The sequence below is a fragment of the Actinoplanes sp. NPDC049598 genome (assembly GCF_040675435.1).
GTDB lineage: Bacteria > Actinomycetota > Actinomycetes > Mycobacteriales > Micromonosporaceae > Actinoplanes.
In genome coordinates, this window is the sequence record NZ_JBFAOX010000035.1 from 79,931 (window position 1) to 97,957 (window position 18,027).

Consider the following 18,027-nt stretch of genomic DNA (forward strand, 5'->3'; position numbering starts at 1 on the left):
GGGGGTCCTTCACCTGTGCAGGGTGAAGGACCCGGGTCCCGATCAGTAGAACATCGCGGCGGACGAAGCGGCGTTGTCCCGAAGGCTGTTGCCGCCGGTGAAGGCGTTCACGCGTCCCCCGGGAGCAACCAGAATCAGGCCGCCGCTCTGGCCCACGTTGTAGTTGCGGTGCTCATAGATGCCCAGTGTGTAAGGCGTACGGTTCCACACCGACGAGACGGCGTCGTTCATCCCGTCCCCGTTGTAGAAGGTCCACCCGGTGAAGTCGACCATCTGGCGAGCGGCCACGCTCCCGGTCCTGAGCCGGGCCGGGACGGCGGCCGTGCCTGTCAGGTTCGGGCCGCTGTAGAAACAGACCTCGGCGCCGTTGGTGCCGCACTTGTACGGGACGGCCTGCGCCGGTGACGACAACACCGCCGACGAGGCCATCACGGCCACCAGCGACCCCAAGGCGCTCCCCAGGGCAAAACGCTTGTTCATTCAAAGCTCCGAACCGGTGATCTTTCGGCAAGTGGACGGGCCGAAACTAGCGATCAGCTCTGGAGAAGAAGTGAGTCGCCACTTTACGGCGGCGCTGGTGCAGCGGGTCCGGCTGCCGGGGGTGACAGGGAGGCCCAGAGCAGAGCCGCGGCGTAGGAGCGGCGCGGTGACCATCTGGTGCCGAACTCCTGCGCTTCCTCGACGCTGGGCACCGCCGGCAGCCGCCATGCTCGTTGTATCGCGTGCCGGATGCCGAGATCTCCTGCCGGCAGGACATCGGGCCGGCGCAGCTGGTGCAGCAGGAACATCTGCGCCGTCCATGGACCCACGCCCCGGGCCGAGGTCAACGCGGCGACCACCTCGTCGTCGCCGAGAGCTTCCAGGTTCTCGACGTCGATGACCCCGCTGATCTGGCGCCGGGCGACGTCGACCATCGACTCCGACTTGGCGTGAGAGAGACCCAGCGCATGGATCCGTTCGGGACCCAGGTCCGCGACGGCGGCGGCGGTCAGTTCCGGCCCGGCAGCGGCTACCAGCCGATCGAACAACACGACGGCAACGCTGGTGGAGATCTGCTGACTCGTGATGTGCAACAGCAGCGCGCCGAAGTTGGTCGCCGTACGCCGCCCACCGGCAGACCAGTGGAAAGGGTCCGGCCGGCCGTGTGTGCGGGCGATGCGGCGCAGAACCGGATCGGCCGCCAGCAGGGCATCGTATCCGGGCGGCGACTCCTCGGCGGCACGCGTTCCAGTCATAGGTTCCTCCTCCGCGCCGGCCGGCGGCCGGCCTTCCCCGGGACGTCACCTATGACGGTCGTCGATCGCAGTTGACGATCTGTGAAGCTCTCATCGGCGGGTCCACTCGGTTCGGCCATCAAGTAGAAGTCAACTGTCCGGTCAGCGCCGCGGCCTAGCGTCGAGCACCCGATCACCCCTGTACCGAAAGGAACGGTCTTGAACAAGCGGATGCTCCTCGGCGGTGGACTGGCCGCCGCCGTCGCCTCGCTCGCCCTCGCCGCCCCGGCCCAGGCGACGCCGGCCGGTCCCGGCGTCGCCGGCACGATCCTCTCGCAGCGCACGGTCGGCAACACCGACTACATCCTGCGGGAGATCACCATCCCGGCCGGCCAGGCCACCGGCTGGCACTACCACACGGGCGAGCTCTACGGCTGGGTCAAGCAGGGCACCCTCAGCCACTTCGACCACACCTGCGCCTCCGACGGCGTCTACAAGCGCGGCAGCTTCATCCAGGAGCCCAGCGGCGACGACAACGTGCACATCGGCATCAACCGCGGCAGGGTCCCGGTGATCCTGGAGGTCCTGTACGTCCTGCCGACCGGATCCCCGCTGTCGGTCGACGCCCCCAACCCGGGCTGCGCCTTCCAGTAAGCGGCGACGGCGCCCGGAACCAACATTCCGGGCGCCGCGCGGCACGTCGGCCTTGCCGTGGGGTCCGCCCCGCCGCTCTACGAGGCCGCTGACGGCAGGAGCATCGTGATGGTGACGGTACATCCGGTAGCCCCGTTGATGATCTCCGCGCTTTGCGTCAGCTGCCGGATCAGGAAGAGGCCCCGCCCGCCCTCGCGACCTGCGGGAGGCGGTCCGCTTCCGGCGGCCGGTAGGCCGGCGAAGCCGGCGCCTGTGTCGGTGACAGAGCACACCAAGCAGTCTCCGGCAAGGCGCAGAACAAGGCGCCCACGGCCGCCGCCGTGACGGATCGCGTTGGTCACCAGCTCCTGCACGGCGAGCACGAAGTCCGCCTGATCGCTCACCGCCAAGCCGCTGTTGCGGGCCACGCATTTCACCAGCTGGCGGACCGCACCCACGCGAACAGCGGTCACTGACTGCGACAGAAGGACGACGCCCTCGTCCGCGACAGCCGGGTGAGCAGGCCCGTCGACGCGCAGCCGGGAACGCTGCGCAACGGCCGACCGCGTGACGAGAGCGGCAGCCACCCGTACGGCAACAGCCGCCCGATCACAAAGCGCCGCCGAGTCGGCGAGCGTCGTTCCAGTCAAGGGAGCGACCTTCCGACTTTTCTCGACCAACTCAGCTACCACAACGAGTAGCTACCCGGGCAGTACCGGTTCACCCCTGTGACCTGCTTCGAATCAACGAATGAGGCTCTGCTCAACTCGCCGCGATGCGCCGGAGTGCTGCGTCACTGGCCAGTTCCGGCCGGTCCTGCGGGTGGACGATGTAGTGGGCGACGGCTTGGAGCAGCAGGGCGGGGTCGGCGGCCAGCCAGCGGCCGCTGATGGTGTCGAAGGGTGACAGCGCCTGGGGACCTGCGGTGGAGCGGCCCAGATAGTTGCGGGTGACCGTGGCCGACGAGCCGATCGTGCGGATGAAGATGACCGGTGAGTGGGCCCAGAGTGCGGCCACGTCGACGACCGCCTCCCACGGCACGAAATGGGTGAAGGTGAGCCCGCGATGGTGGATGCCGTCCGGCCCGACGACGACCTGGCCCGGCGCCAGCTTGAGGAACACTGCCAGGAACACGCCGGTGACAACCGCAAGCAGAGCCAGGACTACCGCGATGACATAGCCCTGAGTAGTGGCCTGCACAGCCGCACGGACGCTCATACCCAGCAGCGCCAAGACCGTCATGCCGACGAAAGCGCCGAGCAAGTACGTGGGTGCCGCCCCGTATCGGAAGACCAGGCCGGCGGCTTCGTGGCGTACGCCTGTGGTGTCGCTGCGATGCCGCCCGCCGCGGTAGGAGTGCAGGCTCAGGGCGGTCAGGTGAGCGAAATACACGGCGGTCGCCGCGAAGATGAGCGCGCCGGCCAGATCCTCGCTGGTCACGGCCAGGACGGCGACGCCAACGGTGAGCAGCCCCATGAACACGGTGCCGAACAGCAACAGGCCCGAGCGTCGCTGACCGGTCCACTCGGCCGGCCAGGTGGAGGCGTACGGCAAGGTCTCCATCAGAAAATCGCGTCCCATGCCTTCTTGGCGCCGTCGCCGATGGCGCTGCCCGCGTCGCCGATGGCATCGCCGGCGGCGGAGAAGCCGTTCTCGATGCCGTCCTTGACGCCCTGCGGTAGCCCGTCGTAGACGAAGTCGAGGGTGCCGCTGGCGACCAGCCCGACGGCGAGGCCACCGACCGCGCCGAGCACCGTGCCCACGACGGGGACCGGCACCATCGTACCGATCGCCGCGCCGGCGGCCATCGCCGCGACCGCGCCGCCGACGCCGGAGATGACCGCCTTGCCGACCGGTTTGCCCTGGTGGATGTCGTAGCCGATGCCGGCCGCGGTGATGCCGAGCCCGATGATGGGGATCTTGCCGGCGACCCGGGCGCCTGCTTTCGGCGCGCGGCGGGCCAGTTCATCGGCGTCGAGATAGCTCTTCCAGGACGCCTTAATCAAATACTTGGACTGCGGTGTGCCGCCGGGTGTTTTCAGGTAGTGCTCGGCCAGGCGTTTCGAGTCGTCCAGCAGGGCGGCCGACTGCGCCTTGAGGATGCTGCGATGCTTGGCGACCAGGCCGCCCACCACGGCGCCGTTGACCACGTCACCCGCTTGCAGGAACGCTTTGCCGTACAGGTCGTCCCACATGTTGCGGGCGATGGCCTTGGCGGCGTTGTTGGCCGACCAGTAGCCGTCGGCCTGCTTCTGGGCGAGCACGAAGGCGTCGACCTTCGCCTGATGGGCGCGGCTGGCGGCGACACCCTCGTCGTACGCCTGCACTTGAGCCGCCGTCGCTGTGCCGTCGGTGGGGATCGAAGCGACGACCGGGCCGTCACCCGGCGGCTGGATCTGGTCGTCGACGACGGTCAGCCCGGCGTCCGCGGCCATCTGCCGGGTGCGGGCCATCCCCCGCTGGGCGTCCTCCAGCTCGTCGGCGTACGTGACCAGGGAGTTGGCCGCGGTCTCGATGTCCGTCCGCAGCGCGTCGGCCTTCTGGCTGGCGGTGTCCATGCGCGCCTGGAAGGCCGGACCGGCGTCACCGTTCCAGCCGCGAGCGGCATCGGCCCGGGCCGACTTCATTTGCGAGACGGTGTCGTCGACGCCGCCGGCCAGGCTGCCTTTCATCCACTGTGACGAGGCACGGATGCCGTCCGGGTCGCCCTCGATGCGGGTGTCGATCGGCATCAGAAGAGCCCGTTCAGGCCGGCCGCGGCTGCCGTATCCGTACCGGCGTACGAGGCGTGGGTCTGCTCGACCCGGTCACCGGCTTCCTTCAAGCCGATCACGAGGTTGCCGCAGACATCCGTCAGGTGCCCCACCAGCGCGGCGATGTCGGGGGTCAGATCTCCGGCCGAGGGTGTCGCGGGGACGCCGCTACCGATCTCGTCGAGCGACTCCCCCGCCTGGCGCAGGCGCGCCGCCAGCGACTGCAACGTCGCCAGGTCGGCGTTGGTCTCGCCGGCCATTCACTCCACCTCCGCGTGACGGCGCTGCTCCGGCGGAATCTCCAAGTCGAACAGGATCAGCTCGTAACCGGTGGCCAGCCGTACCTGCTCGAGGTTGGCCGTCGGCAGGACGGTCCACGGCTGCTCCGGCCCGCAACAATCCACCAGCCGATCAAGGGCGGTGTACGCCAGCAGCGCCAACTGCCCCTCCCGGGTCTGCCGGAGGTCCACGCTCAACTCGGTGTCGCCGGCCTGCGGCGGCGCACAGGGCACATAGACGAACGGCGGGACGATCACCTGCGGCGACGCGGACGGCAGCTCCCGGTCCGGTGGCCACAGGCTGCTCTCATCGGTCGGTGGTGTCGTCACCATGCGCAGCAGTCTATGCACGACCGACAACACACATCATCGTGAGAATACTTCGGGTCTATGCGGGGTTGACCGTCTTCACCATGACGCAGTTCTTCAGTCCTTTAGGGCGGTCGTAGGTGAAGCCGAGCCGCTCGTAGAGTCGACGGGTGCCGTTGTAGAGGAACGACGACGACATCTTCTTGGTCTGGTTGGTCAGATCGTGGGGATAGCTCTCGACCCGGCCGCCGCCGGCCTGCGCGATCAGCTGGAGGGCTCCGGTGATGGCCAACTCCGTCACGCCCCGTCGCCGGTAGCGTTTGTCGACGAAGACACACGTGATCCGGTAGTCCGGGTCCGCGGTCTTGGTGGCCTCGTACTGCTTGCTGTGATGCAGGGTCGGCAACTCGACCGGAGTGCCGTACTCCGCCCAAGCGACGGCCTCGTCGCCGTCCATCACCAGCGCGGCGTGCGCCCGGCCCTGCTCGACGTAGGCCTTCTTCAGCGCCCGGTTGGCCTCCGCGCCCTGGCCACGCTCGGGTCCGTCCGGATGGAACCAGATGCACCAGCAACCGCCGAAGATGCCGTTGTGCCGCTGCACCAGGGCATCGAAGGCGGGCCAGGTCTGAGGACTGAGAGGCGCGATCGTGTACGACGACTCGGTAGCCATGCCGTTGACAGTATTGGACCTCCGGGGCCTTTCCGAGTTGCCCGTTGTCAGAAGGTGCATCGAGCCGGCCGAGGCCGGCGGCGATCATGGCTTCGGCGAGACGCGGGCCGGAACCGATAGGTTGGATGGCGCATGTCCACGACGTCCTGCCTATCGGAGGCGAATCTCGTGAATCCGGCCGATGCCGATCGTTACCGCCGGGTCTCGCCGGTGCGCTCGCTGGAGCTTGGCTCGCATCGTTTGACGTTCATCCCCGACGGGTCGGTGCAGATGGATCCGCGGGCCTGGTTTCCGGCGTCCACCTCCGGCGACTGGGAAGGGCTGGGGCATTATCTCGACCGGGACGGCTTCCTCGCCGGCTCGGTCGGCGGGCTCCTGGTGGAGCACGGCGACCGGGCCATGCTGATCGACTGCGGGTACGGGCCGCGGCGGCTGGCCGCCGACATCTCGCATCCGGCGCTCGGGGTGCTCGAGGGCGGGCGCCTGATCGACAGCCTGGAGCAGGTGGGCCGCGCCCCGTCCACCATTGAGCTGGTCGCCTTCACTCACCTGCACGACGACCACGTCGGCTGGGCGATCGGCGCCCGCACGGAGTTCGCGCACGCGCCGATGCTCGCCACCGCCGAGGACTGGCAGTCCTCGGCCGGTACGCAGTTGCGCGGGGCCCGTCGCGTCACGGCGACCGAGAACCAGGAGATCTTCCCCGGTGTCACCGTCGGCTTCGCACCCGGGCACACGGACGGGCACCTGACCTACCGCATCGCCACCGGTGAGCAAGAGGTAATCGCGTTCGGCGACGTGATGCACTCCCCCGTTCAAGTGGGGCAGCCGGACTGGGCCGCGGTGTTCGACAGCTCACCGCAGCAGGCCGCCGCGAGCCGCCGGCGCCTGCTGGCCGATCTCGGCGCCGGCGACGTCATCGGGTTCGGCGGCCACTTCGCCGACGTCGTCTTCGGACGTGTCGTGCCGGCGGACACCGGGCTCCGATGGGAGCCGGTGACCGCCTGACAGGTCGGGTGGCTCAGCCCGCCGCGAGAGCGGCGTGCCGGACGGCGCTCAGTGGCCGCGGGGGCCGGCCGAGAAGCTCGGGCAGGTCGCCTCCGGTCTCGGCGAGGAAGCCGCCCGCGATGGCCGAGTAGGTGCTGCACACCATGGGCACCTGGAACGACTGGAACGCCGGGTCGGCCTCGAGCGCGGTCCGCGTCTCGGCCAGCGTGGCCGGCCGGTAGGTCACCGGCCGGCCACGAACCTGGCTGAGTTGCGCGGCGACCTCTTCGGCGCCGATCGCCTCGGTGCCCACCAGCTCGTACGTGCGGCCCGCGTGGACCGGCGCGTCGGCGGTCACCCGGGCCGCGACGTCGGCCAGGTCCTCCCGGGCGACCGCGGCCAGCCGTCCCGTGCCCAGCGGCGCGGTGATGACGCCGTCGTCGCCCGGGGCCGTCAGGTCGAGCAGGAGCTCGGTGTAAAGGCCGTTGCGCAGCACCACCGAGGGGATCGGGCTGCGGCTCAGCCGGCGCTCGGTCCAGCGGTGGGCCAGCGCGTACGTGAGATGGTCCCCGGCCGCGGACAGGCTGGTGTAGACGATGGTGCGGACGCCGGCGCGCTCGGCGGCGTCGATGGCGGCGCCGTGCCGCCTGATCACCACGTCGTCCTCCGCGTAGCCGGCGGAGATGAGCAGCAGGGTGGTCACTTCGTCGAACCCGGGGCCGAGGGTGGCCGGATCGTCGAAGTCGATGCGCCTGGCCGCCGCGCCGGACCCGTTCGGATCGCGGGTGCCCAGCACCACGTCGTCACGATGCGCCAAGCGCTCGGCCACGAGTCGCCCGAGATGTCCGCCCGCACCACTGATCAGGATCATGATCGCCCTTCCTGGCAATGAACGTGATGCCATGCCAACGAGAGCGACCGGCCGGTGATCGACCGAAGTGATCACCGACACAGAGTGACAGCGACCGGCGTACACAAAGGAGGGTCAGCAGAGCGCGGGGTGCCGCGCGCCCCACCGTTCGAGTCCGTCGAGCAGCGAGATGAGCTCGGCGCCGACCTGGGTCAGGCCGTAGAAGGCGGTGCCCTCGGGCCCGATGTGGTGCTCGATCAGGCGCCCGTCCTCGAGGCGCCGCAGCGCCTCGGTAAACGATCTGTTGTAGACGGTGCGGCCGGTGGAAACCGTGATGACCAGCTGCAAATCGGTGTAGCGGAGTGGCTCCTTCGCCAGCGCGCGGAGAATGTCGACCGACCACCGCAGCTTGATGATATTGACAACGCTCTTTATCACGTTGGACACGTCGCCCCCGTAGCCGTCACGCCAACCGATCGATGCCAGTCTAAGCCACCCGGGGCGCCTCCTTCGCGATACATGTATGACTCGGAAGTTTTTAATCAGAAATTTTCAGGATCGAACCGGACCGCCCACGGCGAGATCTCCGGCGCGGCGCCGCACCGGAGATCCTCGCCGCCGACTCAGCCCGGGCTCACGCCTGCACGAGCGACGGAACCCCGGGCAGCGCCATCACCTGGGCGATGCGCTCCTCCAGGCTGCCCCGGACGATGTGCACGGGCAGGCCGAGGGTGCCGGTCATCCGCAGCATGAGCTCGTCCGAGAGCGTGCGGAAGCGCTCGCTGATCGGGCTGTGCCCGGCCGGCAACGGAAATTCCACCGGGCAGTGCACGATGAGGTCGTAGTGGCTGCGGGCGTACTCCTGGGCCAGCAGTCCCGCCTGGTCGACCACCTCCTCGTACGGCCGGCTGGTGTCGTCGCGCGCGGGCGCGTCGGCCAGGGTGACCGACGGCTCCGGGTGCCGGCCGGCCTGCAGGCGCACCTTGCTGTAGACCCACTCGTGCAGCACCGAGCCGTCGGACACCAGCCCGCGCTCCATCCGGGCCTCCTCGGCCGCGCGCTCGGCGAAGCGCCGGACGGCCAACTGGATGAGCTCGGGGGCGCTGGTCTCCTCCAGCGCCTTGCGAGCACCGCCGGCCGGGTCACGCATGGCGCTGCCGTGCGATCGCTCGAGACCCAGCCGCCGGGACAACTCGGTGGTCAGCGTGGTCTTGCCGTTGCCGTAGGCGCCCACGAATGCGATTCTCATGCCGTCTCCTCGGGTTCAGACGCGGGCGTCGGCCGCGCGGTCGAGTTCGTTGCGGGTATCGAGCTGGGCGTACTCCTCCTGGGCGAGCGCGATGGCCTGGTCGATGGTCATCACCGGCTTCAGATCGAAGATGGCCAGGGTCTTCTCCAGCCGCTCGGGAATCGAGCCGCCGACGACATGCACCGGGATCTCCAGCTCGTTGAGGGTCTTGAGCAGCAGCTCCTCGGCGAGGGCGCGGAACCGCTCGTTCACCGGCCGGTGACCGTCCTCGACGATGGGGAACTCGATGGGCAGGTGGATGAAGGCGTCGTACGCCTTCTTGGCGTGCTGCTTGGCGGGCACGCCGAGCTGCTTCATGACCTCGGCGTAGAAGCGGATCTCGTCGGTCATCTCGACGTTGTCGAGGTTCACCGAGTCGTTGGGGTTGATGCCGACGGTGACGCGCACCGTCGCGTAGGCCCATTCGTGCAGGGTCGAGCCGTCGGAGACGAATCCGTCGGTGAGGTGGCTCTCGGCCACGGCCCGGCCCTGGTTGCGCCGGGAGATCAGCATGATGATCTCGGCGCCGTTGCACTCCTCCAGCGTCTTGCCGGGCACCGAGACGGGCAGCAGCTCCCGCATGGTCAGCGCCGCCGTGCGGGGAATGCCGGTCAGGTTGGCCAGCGCCATGCTGGTCAGGGTTTTACCCACCGAATAGGTTCCCGATACGGACAGGTTCATTGCTCCTCCTGGGGTCGGCAGAGGCCGGCCGGGCACAGTGGACGACGTTGTTGACCGTCACGCCGGCGACTCCCCGAAAGCATGGCGGCGGGCCCGCGGGTGCCCCAGACTCCACTGTCACCACCGTCACGGATGCGCTTGGCGGCACCAACAACGTGCGATCGGGCAGTGTTTGCAACATCACACTCGCGCCCGGCATTGGGTGTTCCATGAGCCGGAACAGCGCGAACACCTACTCGCGCAAGCGCACGTGCGGTCTCCGACGACGGTTGCGCTACCCGGACAGTGAGGTGATAAATACGTACGGTGAACGGATGTGATGCGGTGAAGGCGGTGCCGCGCGAGGCCGGTCGATGAAGCCCGCCCCCGGAGCACCACAGCACTGACGGAACGGATGTTGACGTGACCGACAACGACCCCGGCGCCGCGCCGGGCGACTTGACTCCCCTTCAGCTGGCCATCGTGCGACTGCTGGCCCAGGGATGCAGTGACGACCATGTGGCGGACCGCCTCGGCCTCGGGCTGCGGACGGTGCAACGGCACGTCTCGCGCATCATGCGGCATCTGCACGCTCGCAGCCGGTTCGAAGCCGGTGTCGCCGCGGCGCGCGCGGGGCTGGCCGGTGACGCGCGCCGGAACTGACGGCGACCGCGACGCCAACATTGAGAAATTGTTTCACCGAGGGGATATGACGAAACCCTTCCTTAACTTTTCGAAGGGGCCGCATTGCGCGAAATGGCGGGTGGCCGCCATTGCCTTGACGACGTTATTCGTAATTGCCTAACGTCCACATCGGCCGGTAAGAGCATTCCGCGCTGTTCTACGGGGAGTCGGAAGATCATGCAAACCACCCACGAAGTCAAATTCACGGAATTGGGCTCCTTCCTGGCCGCCCGCCGGGCCGAGGTGACCCCGGCCGAGGTCGGGCTGCCGTCCTCCGGCTCGCGGCGGCTCAGCGGCCTGCGCCGCGAGGAGGTCGCGATGCTGGCCGGGGTAGGCGTCTCCTGGTACGCGTGGATCGAGCAGGGCCGGGCCAAGAACGTCTCGCCCGGCATTCTCACCTCGATCGCCGACGTCCTGCGGCTCGGCTCGGCCCAGCGCCGGTACATGATGCGGCTGGCCGGGTACGCGCCGCCGGCCGAGCGCCGCTCACCGCCGGCCCACGACTTCGGCCGGTGCTTCGTCGACGGCTTCCTGCCCAATCCGGCGTACTTCATGGATTGCTACTGGAACGTCGTCGCGGCCAACACCACGGCGGCCCGCCTGCTCGGCCTGGACGTCACCCGCACCAACTACCTGACGCTGCTGTTCGGCGATCCGGAGGTCGCGCGGCGCTTCCCGCACTGGGAGAAGGACGCGGCCGACGCGGTGGCCCGGCTGCGCTCGCAGAGCGTCGAGTTGCTGGGCGACGCGGCCCTGGAGAACAGGGTGGCGGCTCTGCGCGAGATGAGCCCCACTTTCGCCCGGCTGTGGGACCGGCATCACCTGACCGACGAGCTCAGCACCGTCCAGACGGTGCGTCACCCGGAGTTGGGTCAGGAGTCGTTCGAACGGCTCACGCTGGAGGTCGCCGCGCGGCCGGGCTATCAGCTGGTCCTGTTGCGGCCGCGCACGGACCGGGCCGCTGCGGGCCTGCGACGGTGGGCGGCCGAGGGCAGCAGCGCCGGCTGATCGACGCCGCCTTACTCGACCGTCCGCAGCAGCAGCTCGCGCAGCTGCGACTGCTCCTGGTCATTGAGCCGGCTCAGCGGCGCGTCGACATTCAGATGCTTGACGACGCGCTTGCGCAACGCGACGCCTTCGGGCGTCAGATGCAACAACTTGGCGCGCCGGTCGGTGGGATGCGGCCGGCGCTCCAGCATGCCCATGGCCTCGAGCCGGTCGGCGACGAACGTGGCGTTGGAGGCCTCGCAGTGCATCCGCTCGGCCAGCGCGCCCAGCGTGCGCGGCTCGGGAAGCTCGCGCAGCGCGATGGTCTGCGCGGCGGTGAGACCGAACTGCTCCGCCACCTTGCGGGTGTGCCGGTCTATCGCCTGTGACAGCGCATTGACCAGCCCGCACATCTCGCTGTCGGCGGGCACGGACTTGCGGGTTTGCGCCATGAAACGATGGTAGCTCTTGATCGTCGCCGGATCCGAGGCCGCGATCGCCCGGGCCGTGGCGCCGCCCGATCAGGCGGCGCCACGGCCCGGTCCGCACACTGAGCCTCACACGGGGGCGAGTCTCGCGCACGCCTCCACCATGCGGCGGCAGACCGCGGCCGGCTGGTCGAAAAGACCGAAGTGCCCACCCGGCCAGGCGTGGAAGTCGACCGTGCCGGCGTAGCCCGACCACGGCCGCACGACCTCCACCGGCGTCATCGGGTCGGTGTCGCCGTGAAAGACGGTCAAGGCCGTACGCAACGGCGGCCCGTCCCGGTAGGTGTAGCCGCGCACGATCTCCAGGTCCGCGCGCAGCAGCCGGGTGTAGCGTGCCTCGACGACGGCGCTGATCGTCTTGTCCCGTCCACCGAGCCGGACCGGGCCACCCACCGCGGCGACGACCTCGTCCCGCGTGGCCCGGGGCACCGCCGGTGCCGGGAAGCCCGACACACCGAGCCAGTGCGGGTCGCTGCCCCGTCGTTCAAGCTCCCGGACCAGTTCGTAGGCCAGCAACCCGCCCAGGCTGTGACCGAACACCGCGTAGGGCCCGGTCAGCTCGGGCCCGAGCGCCCGCAGCAGATGCTCGACCGCGGTGGCCGTGCTCCGGCAGGCCACGCCGGCCGGCCCGAGCAGCCGGTTGGGCAGGTCCACCGCGACCAGCCGCCAGCTTTCGGGCAGGTGCGGCACGAACGGCCGGAAGCCGGCCGAGGACCCACCGGCGTGGTGCAGCAGCACGAGCGTGAGCTCGGCGTCCTCGGGTGCCCGCAGCACGCGCAGCGTCATGGGCGCTCCTCGGCCGGGACCGTCCCGGGCGGCAGCTCGTGCGCGAAGCTGCAGCGCACCTCCACCCCGGCGTAATTGGCGCGGACGTCGACGCTGCGCCACCGGCCGCCCCGCATGTCGAGCACCCGCCGGCCGGTCAGCGCCGCCTCGGCCGGCTGCGCCTGGCCGGGGCCGACCGGCAGCGGCGGCGGATCGACCGGCGCGGTCAGCACCGTCCGCATCATCCACAGCGTCCGGCTGTCGGCCCGCCGTATCGAGTCGAGCTCGTAGAGCAGCACCTGAACGAGCTGCAGGCTCACCACGAACGTGTCGACGACGGTGACGCCCGGCTGCCGGTCGCCGTCGATGCCCCGGGCCGCCACGCGGTCCTCGGGCTCGAAGTGCACGGCGGCGGTCGCGGTGAGCGAGCCCATGTCGACCTCGACGTCGCCGATGTGGTGTCGCCGTTGCTTGAAGCCGGCGCCGAAGAAGCGGCTCGCCGGCTGCTCCAGCACCTCGTCCGGCCCGCCGAACTTCTCCTGCGCGGTGGTGGGTGTGCCCACCGGGTGCTCGATCTCGTACCGGACCCGCAGACTGCCCACCACGCAGTCGTACGTGGACCGCACGCGCCCGGCCGGGCCGGCGTCCTCGCTCTTGACCGGCACGGCGCTGAGCACGATGCCGGTCAGATCCTCCTGCGGGGCGCCACCGGCCCGCACCACGGCCTTGCGCAGCACGGCGCTCGCCCGTTCGGCGGGCCCCAGCGAGCGAACGCGAGCCAGATGGATCTCGGCCATCTGCACCCCCAGGACCAGCGCGTCGACGGTGCTCAGGTGCGGGCGCTGGTCCACGCCGCCCTTGCTCGACCAGCCCGGCGGGTAGCTCAGGCTGACCTGCGCCCGCACCCCGGCCGCGTCGCCGTCACCGCTGTCGATCACGATGTCGCGGACGTCGTACTCGGCCCGCTGGTACCCGCGGGAGAAGAAGCGGTTCTCCCCCGGCCCCAGGTAGTCGTCGATGGACTTCAGCGTCAGCCGGTCGTCAGCCAAGGCTCCGCACCTCCACCGCGCCCGGCCGGACCGCGGCGCAGGCCTCGACCAGGTCACGCACCGTGCGCACGTCGGCGATCGAGCGGTCACCGCCGAACGGGTCGGCGCCGAGCGCCGCCTCCAGGCGCAGCAGCAGCTGGGCGAGCATCAGCGAGTTCAGGCCGATCGCGACGACCTCGTCGTCGAGCGTGTAGTCGAGGTCGCCCTCGTCGTCGAGCAGCACGGCGTTGATCTCGCGCCGGACCAGGTCGGTGAGGCCGGTGTCGTTCAGCATGTGATTCCTCCGTCGGCGATCAGGGTCTGGCCGGTGATGAATCCGGCCCGGGGTGAGGCGAGGAACAGCACAGCGTCGGCGATCTCGTCGACGCTGCCGAGCCGGCCCAGCGGGGTGCGCCGGCGGATGGTGGAACGGTTCTCGGGGGTGACGCCGGTGGTCATGTCGCTGTCGAAGAACCCGGGGATCAGCGTGTTGACCCGGATGTTGAGCGGGCCCAGCTCCCGCGCGAGGCTGCGGCTCAGTCCCTCCAGACCGCCCTTGGCCGCGGCGTAGGCGGACACGCCGCGGTAGCCGCGGACGGCGTTGATCGACGAGACGTTGACGATCGTTCCGCCCTGGCCGAGCATCATCTGCCGCGCGCACAGCTGGGCCAGGACCATGGGGGCGAGCAGGTTGACGGTGACCATCTCGCGCATGCGCTGGGCCGAGGTGGTCAGGAACAGCTCCTGGTGCAGCGCGCCACCGTTGTTGACGAGCAGGTCCAGCCGGCCGAAGCGCCCGCTGACGACCTTGCTGAAACCGCGCAGGGCGTCCAGGTCGGTGAGGTCGACCGGCTCCCACAGGAAGCGGTCCTCGTACTGCCGGGTCGCCTCCTCGGTGAACTCGCTGGGCTTGCGGCTCAGCGTGGCCACCCGCCAGCCCTCGGCCAGCAACCGCTCGGTCACGACCCGGCCCAGGCCCCGGCTGCCGCCGGTGACCACCGCGGCCCGGCTGTCGGCCGGCGCCGTCACGAGGCGCTCCGGATCTTCTTGAAGCGGTCGGAGTGCTGCTCCTCGCCGGTGATCGTGACCATCTGCGGGACCTTGAAGGCGTCCAGCCGCTCCCGGCAGTGCGCCCGCACCCGGCGCTCGATCTCGCGGGCGTCGCCCGGCCCGGTCAGCCGGATCGTCGCCGTGACGACCTGGCCGGTGACGTGGCTGGGCCGCCCGGACACCGTGGCGTCGGCGACGTAGGGGAGCTCGAGCAGGACGTTCTCCACCTCGCTGGGGTAGACCTTCTCGCCCGCCACGTTGATGATCTCGGACTTGCGGCCGAGGATGCGCACGTACTCGCCGTCGACCTCCACCGCGTCCTGCGTGTTGAAGAAGCCGTCCTCGTCGAAGGGCGCCGGGGCGTTGAGATAGCCGAGCATCGCCATGTCCGAGCGGATCCACAGGACGCCGTCGCGGATGCGGTACTCGAACCCCTCGCCGCCCAGTTTCACCCAGAGACTGTCGTTGCCGCGCGACTGCGTGGAGAGGATGCCCAGCTCCGACAACCCGTACGTCTGCTTGAGTTTGACCTCGGGCAGCGCCGCGGCCAGCCGTTGCAGCACGCCGAGCGGCATGGGCTCGGTGCCGTAGGTGATCAACCGCAGCGAGCTGAGGTCGTGACGGGTGTGCGCCCCCGAGATGAGCAGCATGTTGAGGAAGGTCGGCGTGGTCGGCAGGACCTCGATGCGGTGTTCGGCGATGGCGGCGCAGACGCTGTCCGGGGTGCGTTCGGCGATCGTGACCAGCGTGCCGCCCTGGCTCAGCGTGTGCATGAGCGTGTTGATGCCGCCGATGTGGTCGAGGTTGAGGAAGCCGGCGGTCCGGGTGGGCCGGCGGACGGCGCGGTACTTGGCCAGCATCTTGGCGAAGTCCAGCACTGAGGCCTTGCTGCGGCCTGTGGTGCCCGAGCTGAAAAGCACCAGGCCGGGTGTACGGTCGGCGCGCAGTCGCCTGTAGAGCGGGTGCTCGGCGCGGCGCCCCGTGCCGGTCAGCGACCGCTCACCCGAGCCGGGGTCCACCGTGATGACCGTCTCGACCTCGGCCACTTCGATGAACTCGGCCCGCTTGGCCGCCGGCAGCGGGGTCAGCGGAACGGCGACGGCGCCGGTGGAGATCAGCGCGAGCAGGCCCGCGCAGGCGTCGATGCCGCTGACCGCCTCCAGGGCCACCACCTGTCCCGCGTGCACGCCGCCGCGGTCGAGGTAGTCGAGCCACTGCTTGGTCAGCTCGAGCAGACGGGCGTAGGTGACGGTGTGCCCTTGATGGACGATCGCCTCGGCCGAGCCGAAGCCGTGCAGCCGGTCGAAAAACCAGGTGGTCATGCGTTCTCCTTCGTCGCGATCGGGGGAAGCAGCAGGCGCCAGCCGCCGGCTCGGCCGGCGGCTTCCAGGGCGGCGTCGCCCCGCACGACCGCCGGGGATCCGACGGCCTGCAGCATGGGGAGATCGGAGATGTGATCGCCGTACGCGTAGCAGGCCGACGAGGCCGTGCCGCAGCGCGCCATGACGTCGAGGACGGCCAGGAGCTTGGCGATGCCGATCATCGGCGGCCGGATGAGGGCGCCGGTGTAGCGCCCGCGCTCGATCTCGAGCTCGGTGCTGTGGATCTCGTCGACGCCCAAAGCCTCGGCGAGCACCCGCAGGCAGGCCGGCACCGCGCCGGAGACCAGCACCACCCGGTCGCCGCGCCGCTGGTGGCCGCGTAGCCGGTCGAGCACCGGCTGGTGGTAGAAGCCGCCGACCCGCTGGGCCGCGTGGTACCAGCGCTGCGCGGCCTCCTCGACCGCCGCCACCTCGAAGCCCGCGAGGCCGGCGAAGAAGGCCCGGTTTACCTCCTCCCGCGCGGTGCCGCGCTCGGCCGTCGTGCGCACCGCCCGGCGCCGTTCGGCGTACTCGCCGTCGGGCCGGCCGATCTCCCGCAGATAGAACCGAAGAAAATGGAACATGGTCGAGGACGTGGTCAATGTTCCGTCCACGTCGAAGAAAGCAATTCGCTTCTCCGTTGCTCTCATACCGTCGATTCTCGACCGCGAATCGGTGCCGGCCCAGCCTCGAATGCCACCACAAGAACTGACACCACCGCCAGGAAGAGGATTGCTGGGACCAACACGAATAGAGAGGCCCCACGGCATTTCGCCGTGGGGCCTCTCCGCGGGGGTGAGAAACGTTTTATCCGGACGCGCGGGCGATTCGCTCCAGCTGCTGGGTGTGTTCGGCGGCCGCGGCGAAATCCGGTACGACCGAGGTGCCTTCGCGGATGTCGGCCACCAGTTGGGCGTAGGAGTGCGCCACGCCGGACCAGGGCGCCACCGCTTCCGGAACGGCGTGGTAGCGCGACGGCACCGCGAGCTCGGCCAGGGCGGTGTCCTTGCCGCGGGCGCCGTGCAGGACCGCCTGGCCCATCTGCAGGTGCCCGGAGCCGCCGGTCACGACCAGGTCCCCGTCGGTGCCGTTGATCTCCCACCGTAGGTTCGTGGCCCGGCTGGAGCCGCCGCGGTAGTGCAGCGCCGCGACGGCGCCGGTCTCCAGGACGCCGCTGACCGCGACCTGATCCGCCGTGCGCACCGGCACGTCCTCGCCGGTGTCGGTGTTCCGGGCGACCGGCCGGCGGGTGGCCGTGGTGGCGGTGAGCGTCGCGAAGCCGGACAGGCACATCGTGAAGGCGGCCAGCGTGTGCCCGAACGGGATGGTGAGCATGGTGGCTCCGCTCGCCCGGTCGAGGGTGTAGAGGAGGCGGCTGGGGACGGCACCGCCCCAGCCGCCTCCGGACCCCACCAGGGTGCTGGAGAGCACCTCCCCCACGTACCCGTCGGCGATCAGGTCGCGCAGGTAGCGCACCATCGGGACCGAGCGGGCCTGCAGTCCCGCCACCGTGCGCACACCCCGGCGGCCGGCCCGCTCGGCCAGGTCGGCCGCCTCGGCCGCGTCGACGGCCAGCGGCCATTCGCTGTGGACCATCTTCCCGGCCTCGAGCACCGGCTCGATGAGCTTGCGGTGCAAGGGGGTCGGGACGGCGACGACGACCAGGTCGATGTCGGGGCGGGCGGCCAGCTCGGCCACGTCGGTGGTGGCCCAGGGCACGTCGAACCGCGCGGCGGCCCGATCGGCGGCCTCCCGCGAGGACGCGGCCAGGCCGCGCAGCTCTACTCCGTCGACCGCTCGCAGGGCGGGCACGTGAGCGTTGGCGGCCCAGCCACCGCGGGCGCTGAGGCCCACGATGCCGACGCCGATGGCCGGTGGCACGGGGTTGTCCTTTCGTCGGGCGGACCCGGCCCCGGGGCCGGAGCGACATCGCCGAGCCACCGTCAACGAGTCTGCACCACTGAGCACCGGTGACTCGTCACCCTCGACCACTTCGGCCACCAGTCTTGTGGTGAGGTGGGC

The 18,027-nt window shown here is 70.0% G+C and carries 24 protein-coding genes; 4 read left to right on the forward strand and 20 right to left on the reverse strand.

The window, feature by feature from the left end; all coding sequences use genetic code 11:
* Nucleotides 1-42 precede the first annotated feature (42 nt).
* Both AB0J66_RS44620 and AB0J66_RS44625 read right to left on the reverse strand, forming a co-directional pair.
* On the reverse strand, nucleotides 43-480 hold the full coding sequence (locus tag AB0J66_RS44620) for a peptidase inhibitor family I36 protein (RefSeq protein ID WP_364674060.1): 438 nt from the start codon (nucleotides 478-480) through the stop codon (nucleotides 43-45).
* An 83-nt stretch (nucleotides 481-563) separates the two neighbouring features.
* The gene (locus AB0J66_RS44625; protein WP_364674063.1) at nucleotides 564-1,235 is read right to left on the reverse strand and encodes a hypothetical protein; all 672 of its coding nucleotides are present in this window, start codon (nucleotides 1,233-1,235) and stop codon (nucleotides 564-566) included.
* A gap of 198 nt (nucleotides 1,236-1,433) precedes the next feature.
* Between AB0J66_RS44625 and AB0J66_RS44630 the strand changes: the two genes are divergently transcribed.
* Complete coding sequence (locus AB0J66_RS44630) at nucleotides 1,434-1,868, forward strand: cupin domain-containing protein (protein WP_364674066.1); 435 nt, start codon at nucleotides 1,434-1,436, stop codon at nucleotides 1,866-1,868.
* Nucleotides 1,869-1,945: 77 nt separating this feature from the next.
* On the opposite strand, the gene AB0J66_RS44635 is transcribed toward AB0J66_RS44630, so the two are convergent.
* The 6 genes from AB0J66_RS44635 to AB0J66_RS44660 form a co-directional block, all read right to left on the reverse strand.
* Nucleotides 1,946-2,497 (reverse strand): ATP-binding protein, encoded by a 552-nt coding sequence (locus tag AB0J66_RS44635; protein WP_364674068.1) that lies wholly within the window; start codon nucleotides 2,495-2,497, stop codon nucleotides 1,946-1,948.
* A gap of 112 nt (nucleotides 2,498-2,609) precedes the next feature.
* Nucleotides 2,610-3,428, reverse strand: a complete 819-nt coding sequence (locus AB0J66_RS44640; RefSeq protein ID WP_364674071.1) for a PH domain-containing protein — start codon at nucleotides 3,426-3,428, stop codon at nucleotides 2,610-2,612.
* Nucleotides 3,410-4,579, reverse strand: coding sequence for a WXG100 family type VII secretion target (locus AB0J66_RS44645; protein WP_364674073.1), 1,170 nt, complete (start codon nucleotides 4,577-4,579; stop codon nucleotides 3,410-3,412). Before AB0J66_RS44645 ends, AB0J66_RS44640 begins: the two co-directional genes overlap by 19 nt.
* Nucleotides 4,579-4,860: a hypothetical protein gene (locus AB0J66_RS44650; RefSeq protein ID WP_364674076.1), complete on the reverse strand. Its 282-nt coding sequence runs from the start codon at nucleotides 4,858-4,860 to the stop codon at nucleotides 4,579-4,581. The genes AB0J66_RS44645 and AB0J66_RS44650 overlap by 1 nt, the downstream gene beginning before the upstream one ends.
* Nucleotides 4,861-5,211, reverse strand: coding sequence for an SAV_915 family protein (locus tag AB0J66_RS44655; protein ID WP_364674078.1), 351 nt, complete (start codon nucleotides 5,209-5,211; stop codon nucleotides 4,861-4,863).
* 55 nt (nucleotides 5,212-5,266) lie between these two features.
* Nucleotides 5,267-5,857 (reverse strand): GNAT family N-acetyltransferase, encoded by a 591-nt coding sequence (locus AB0J66_RS44660; protein WP_364674080.1) that lies wholly within the window; start codon nucleotides 5,855-5,857, stop codon nucleotides 5,267-5,269.
* 168 nt (nucleotides 5,858-6,025) lie between these two features.
* Here AB0J66_RS44660 and AB0J66_RS44665 point away from each other — a divergent pair, with 168 nt between their 5' ends.
* A complete protein-coding gene (locus tag AB0J66_RS44665; protein WP_364674083.1) occupies nucleotides 6,026-6,865 on the forward strand; it encodes an MBL fold metallo-hydrolase in 840 nt (279 codons plus the stop codon).
* A 13-nt stretch (nucleotides 6,866-6,878) separates the two neighbouring features.
* Here AB0J66_RS44665 and AB0J66_RS44670 read toward each other — a convergent pair whose 3' ends face one another.
* The 4 genes from AB0J66_RS44670 to AB0J66_RS44685 form a co-directional block, all read right to left on the reverse strand.
* Entirely contained in the window at nucleotides 6,879-7,715 is an 837-nt protein-coding gene (locus AB0J66_RS44670) for an NAD(P)H-binding protein (protein ID WP_364674086.1), read from the reverse strand.
* A gap of 114 nt (nucleotides 7,716-7,829) precedes the next feature.
* Nucleotides 7,830-8,141 carry a winged helix-turn-helix transcriptional regulator gene (locus AB0J66_RS44675; RefSeq protein WP_364674089.1) on the reverse strand — a complete coding sequence of 104 codons (312 nt, stop codon included), beginning with the start codon at nucleotides 8,139-8,141 and terminating at the stop codon, nucleotides 7,830-7,832.
* 187 nt (nucleotides 8,142-8,328) lie between these two features.
* Entirely contained in the window at nucleotides 8,329-8,943 is a 615-nt protein-coding gene (locus tag AB0J66_RS44680) for an ATP-binding protein (protein WP_364674092.1), read from the reverse strand.
* A gap of 15 nt (nucleotides 8,944-8,958) precedes the next feature.
* A complete protein-coding gene (locus AB0J66_RS44685; RefSeq protein WP_364674094.1) occupies nucleotides 8,959-9,663 on the reverse strand; it encodes an AAA family ATPase in 705 nt (234 codons plus the stop codon).
* Between the two features lie 402 nt (nucleotides 9,664-10,065).
* Between AB0J66_RS44685 and AB0J66_RS44690 the strand changes: the two genes are divergently transcribed.
* Complete coding sequence (locus AB0J66_RS44690; protein WP_364674097.1) at nucleotides 10,066-10,305, forward strand: helix-turn-helix transcriptional regulator; 240 nt, start codon at nucleotides 10,066-10,068, stop codon at nucleotides 10,303-10,305.
* 198 nt (nucleotides 10,306-10,503) lie between these two features.
* The gene (locus AB0J66_RS44695) at nucleotides 10,504-11,334 is read left to right on the forward strand and encodes a helix-turn-helix transcriptional regulator (RefSeq protein WP_364674099.1); all 831 of its coding nucleotides are present in this window, start codon (nucleotides 10,504-10,506) and stop codon (nucleotides 11,332-11,334) included.
* Nucleotides 11,335-11,345: 11 nt separating this feature from the next.
* On the opposite strand, the gene AB0J66_RS44700 is transcribed toward AB0J66_RS44695, so the two are convergent.
* The 8 genes from AB0J66_RS44700 to AB0J66_RS44735 all read right to left on the reverse strand — a co-directional run bounded on the left by AB0J66_RS44700 (nucleotide 11,346) and on the right by AB0J66_RS44735 (nucleotide 17,886).
* Entirely contained in the window at nucleotides 11,346-11,765 is a 420-nt protein-coding gene (locus AB0J66_RS44700) for a MarR family transcriptional regulator (RefSeq protein ID WP_364674102.1), read from the reverse strand.
* Nucleotides 11,766-11,870: 105 nt separating this feature from the next.
* On the reverse strand, nucleotides 11,871-12,587 hold the full coding sequence (locus tag AB0J66_RS44705; RefSeq protein ID WP_364674104.1) for an alpha/beta fold hydrolase: 717 nt from the start codon (nucleotides 12,585-12,587) through the stop codon (nucleotides 11,871-11,873).
* Nucleotides 12,584-13,615 carry an AvrD family protein gene (locus AB0J66_RS44710; protein WP_364674106.1) on the reverse strand — a complete coding sequence of 344 codons (1,032 nt, stop codon included), beginning with the start codon at nucleotides 13,613-13,615 and terminating at the stop codon, nucleotides 12,584-12,586. The genes AB0J66_RS44705 and AB0J66_RS44710 overlap by 4 nt, the downstream gene beginning before the upstream one ends.
* Nucleotides 13,608-13,889: a phosphopantetheine-binding protein gene (locus AB0J66_RS44715; RefSeq protein ID WP_364674109.1), complete on the reverse strand. Its 282-nt coding sequence runs from the start codon at nucleotides 13,887-13,889 to the stop codon at nucleotides 13,608-13,610. The genes AB0J66_RS44710 and AB0J66_RS44715 overlap by 8 nt, the downstream gene beginning before the upstream one ends.
* Entirely contained in the window at nucleotides 13,883-14,623 is a 741-nt protein-coding gene (locus AB0J66_RS44720) for an SDR family oxidoreductase (RefSeq protein ID WP_364674112.1), read from the reverse strand. Before AB0J66_RS44720 ends, AB0J66_RS44715 begins: the two co-directional genes overlap by 7 nt.
* Nucleotides 14,620-15,966 carry a fatty acid--CoA ligase family protein gene (locus AB0J66_RS44725; protein WP_364674114.1) on the reverse strand — a complete coding sequence of 449 codons (1,347 nt, stop codon included), beginning with the start codon at nucleotides 15,964-15,966 and terminating at the stop codon, nucleotides 14,620-14,622. The genes AB0J66_RS44720 and AB0J66_RS44725 overlap by 4 nt, the downstream gene beginning before the upstream one ends.
* On the reverse strand, nucleotides 15,963-16,655 hold the full coding sequence (locus AB0J66_RS44730) for an HAD-IB family hydrolase (protein WP_364674116.1): 693 nt from the start codon (nucleotides 16,653-16,655) through the stop codon (nucleotides 15,963-15,965). Before AB0J66_RS44730 ends, AB0J66_RS44725 begins: the two co-directional genes overlap by 4 nt.
* A 157-nt stretch (nucleotides 16,656-16,812) precedes the next feature.
* Entirely contained in the window at nucleotides 16,813-17,886 is a 1,074-nt protein-coding gene (locus tag AB0J66_RS44735) for a Gfo/Idh/MocA family oxidoreductase (protein WP_364674119.1), read from the reverse strand.
* Nucleotides 17,887-18,027 lie beyond the last annotated feature (141 nt).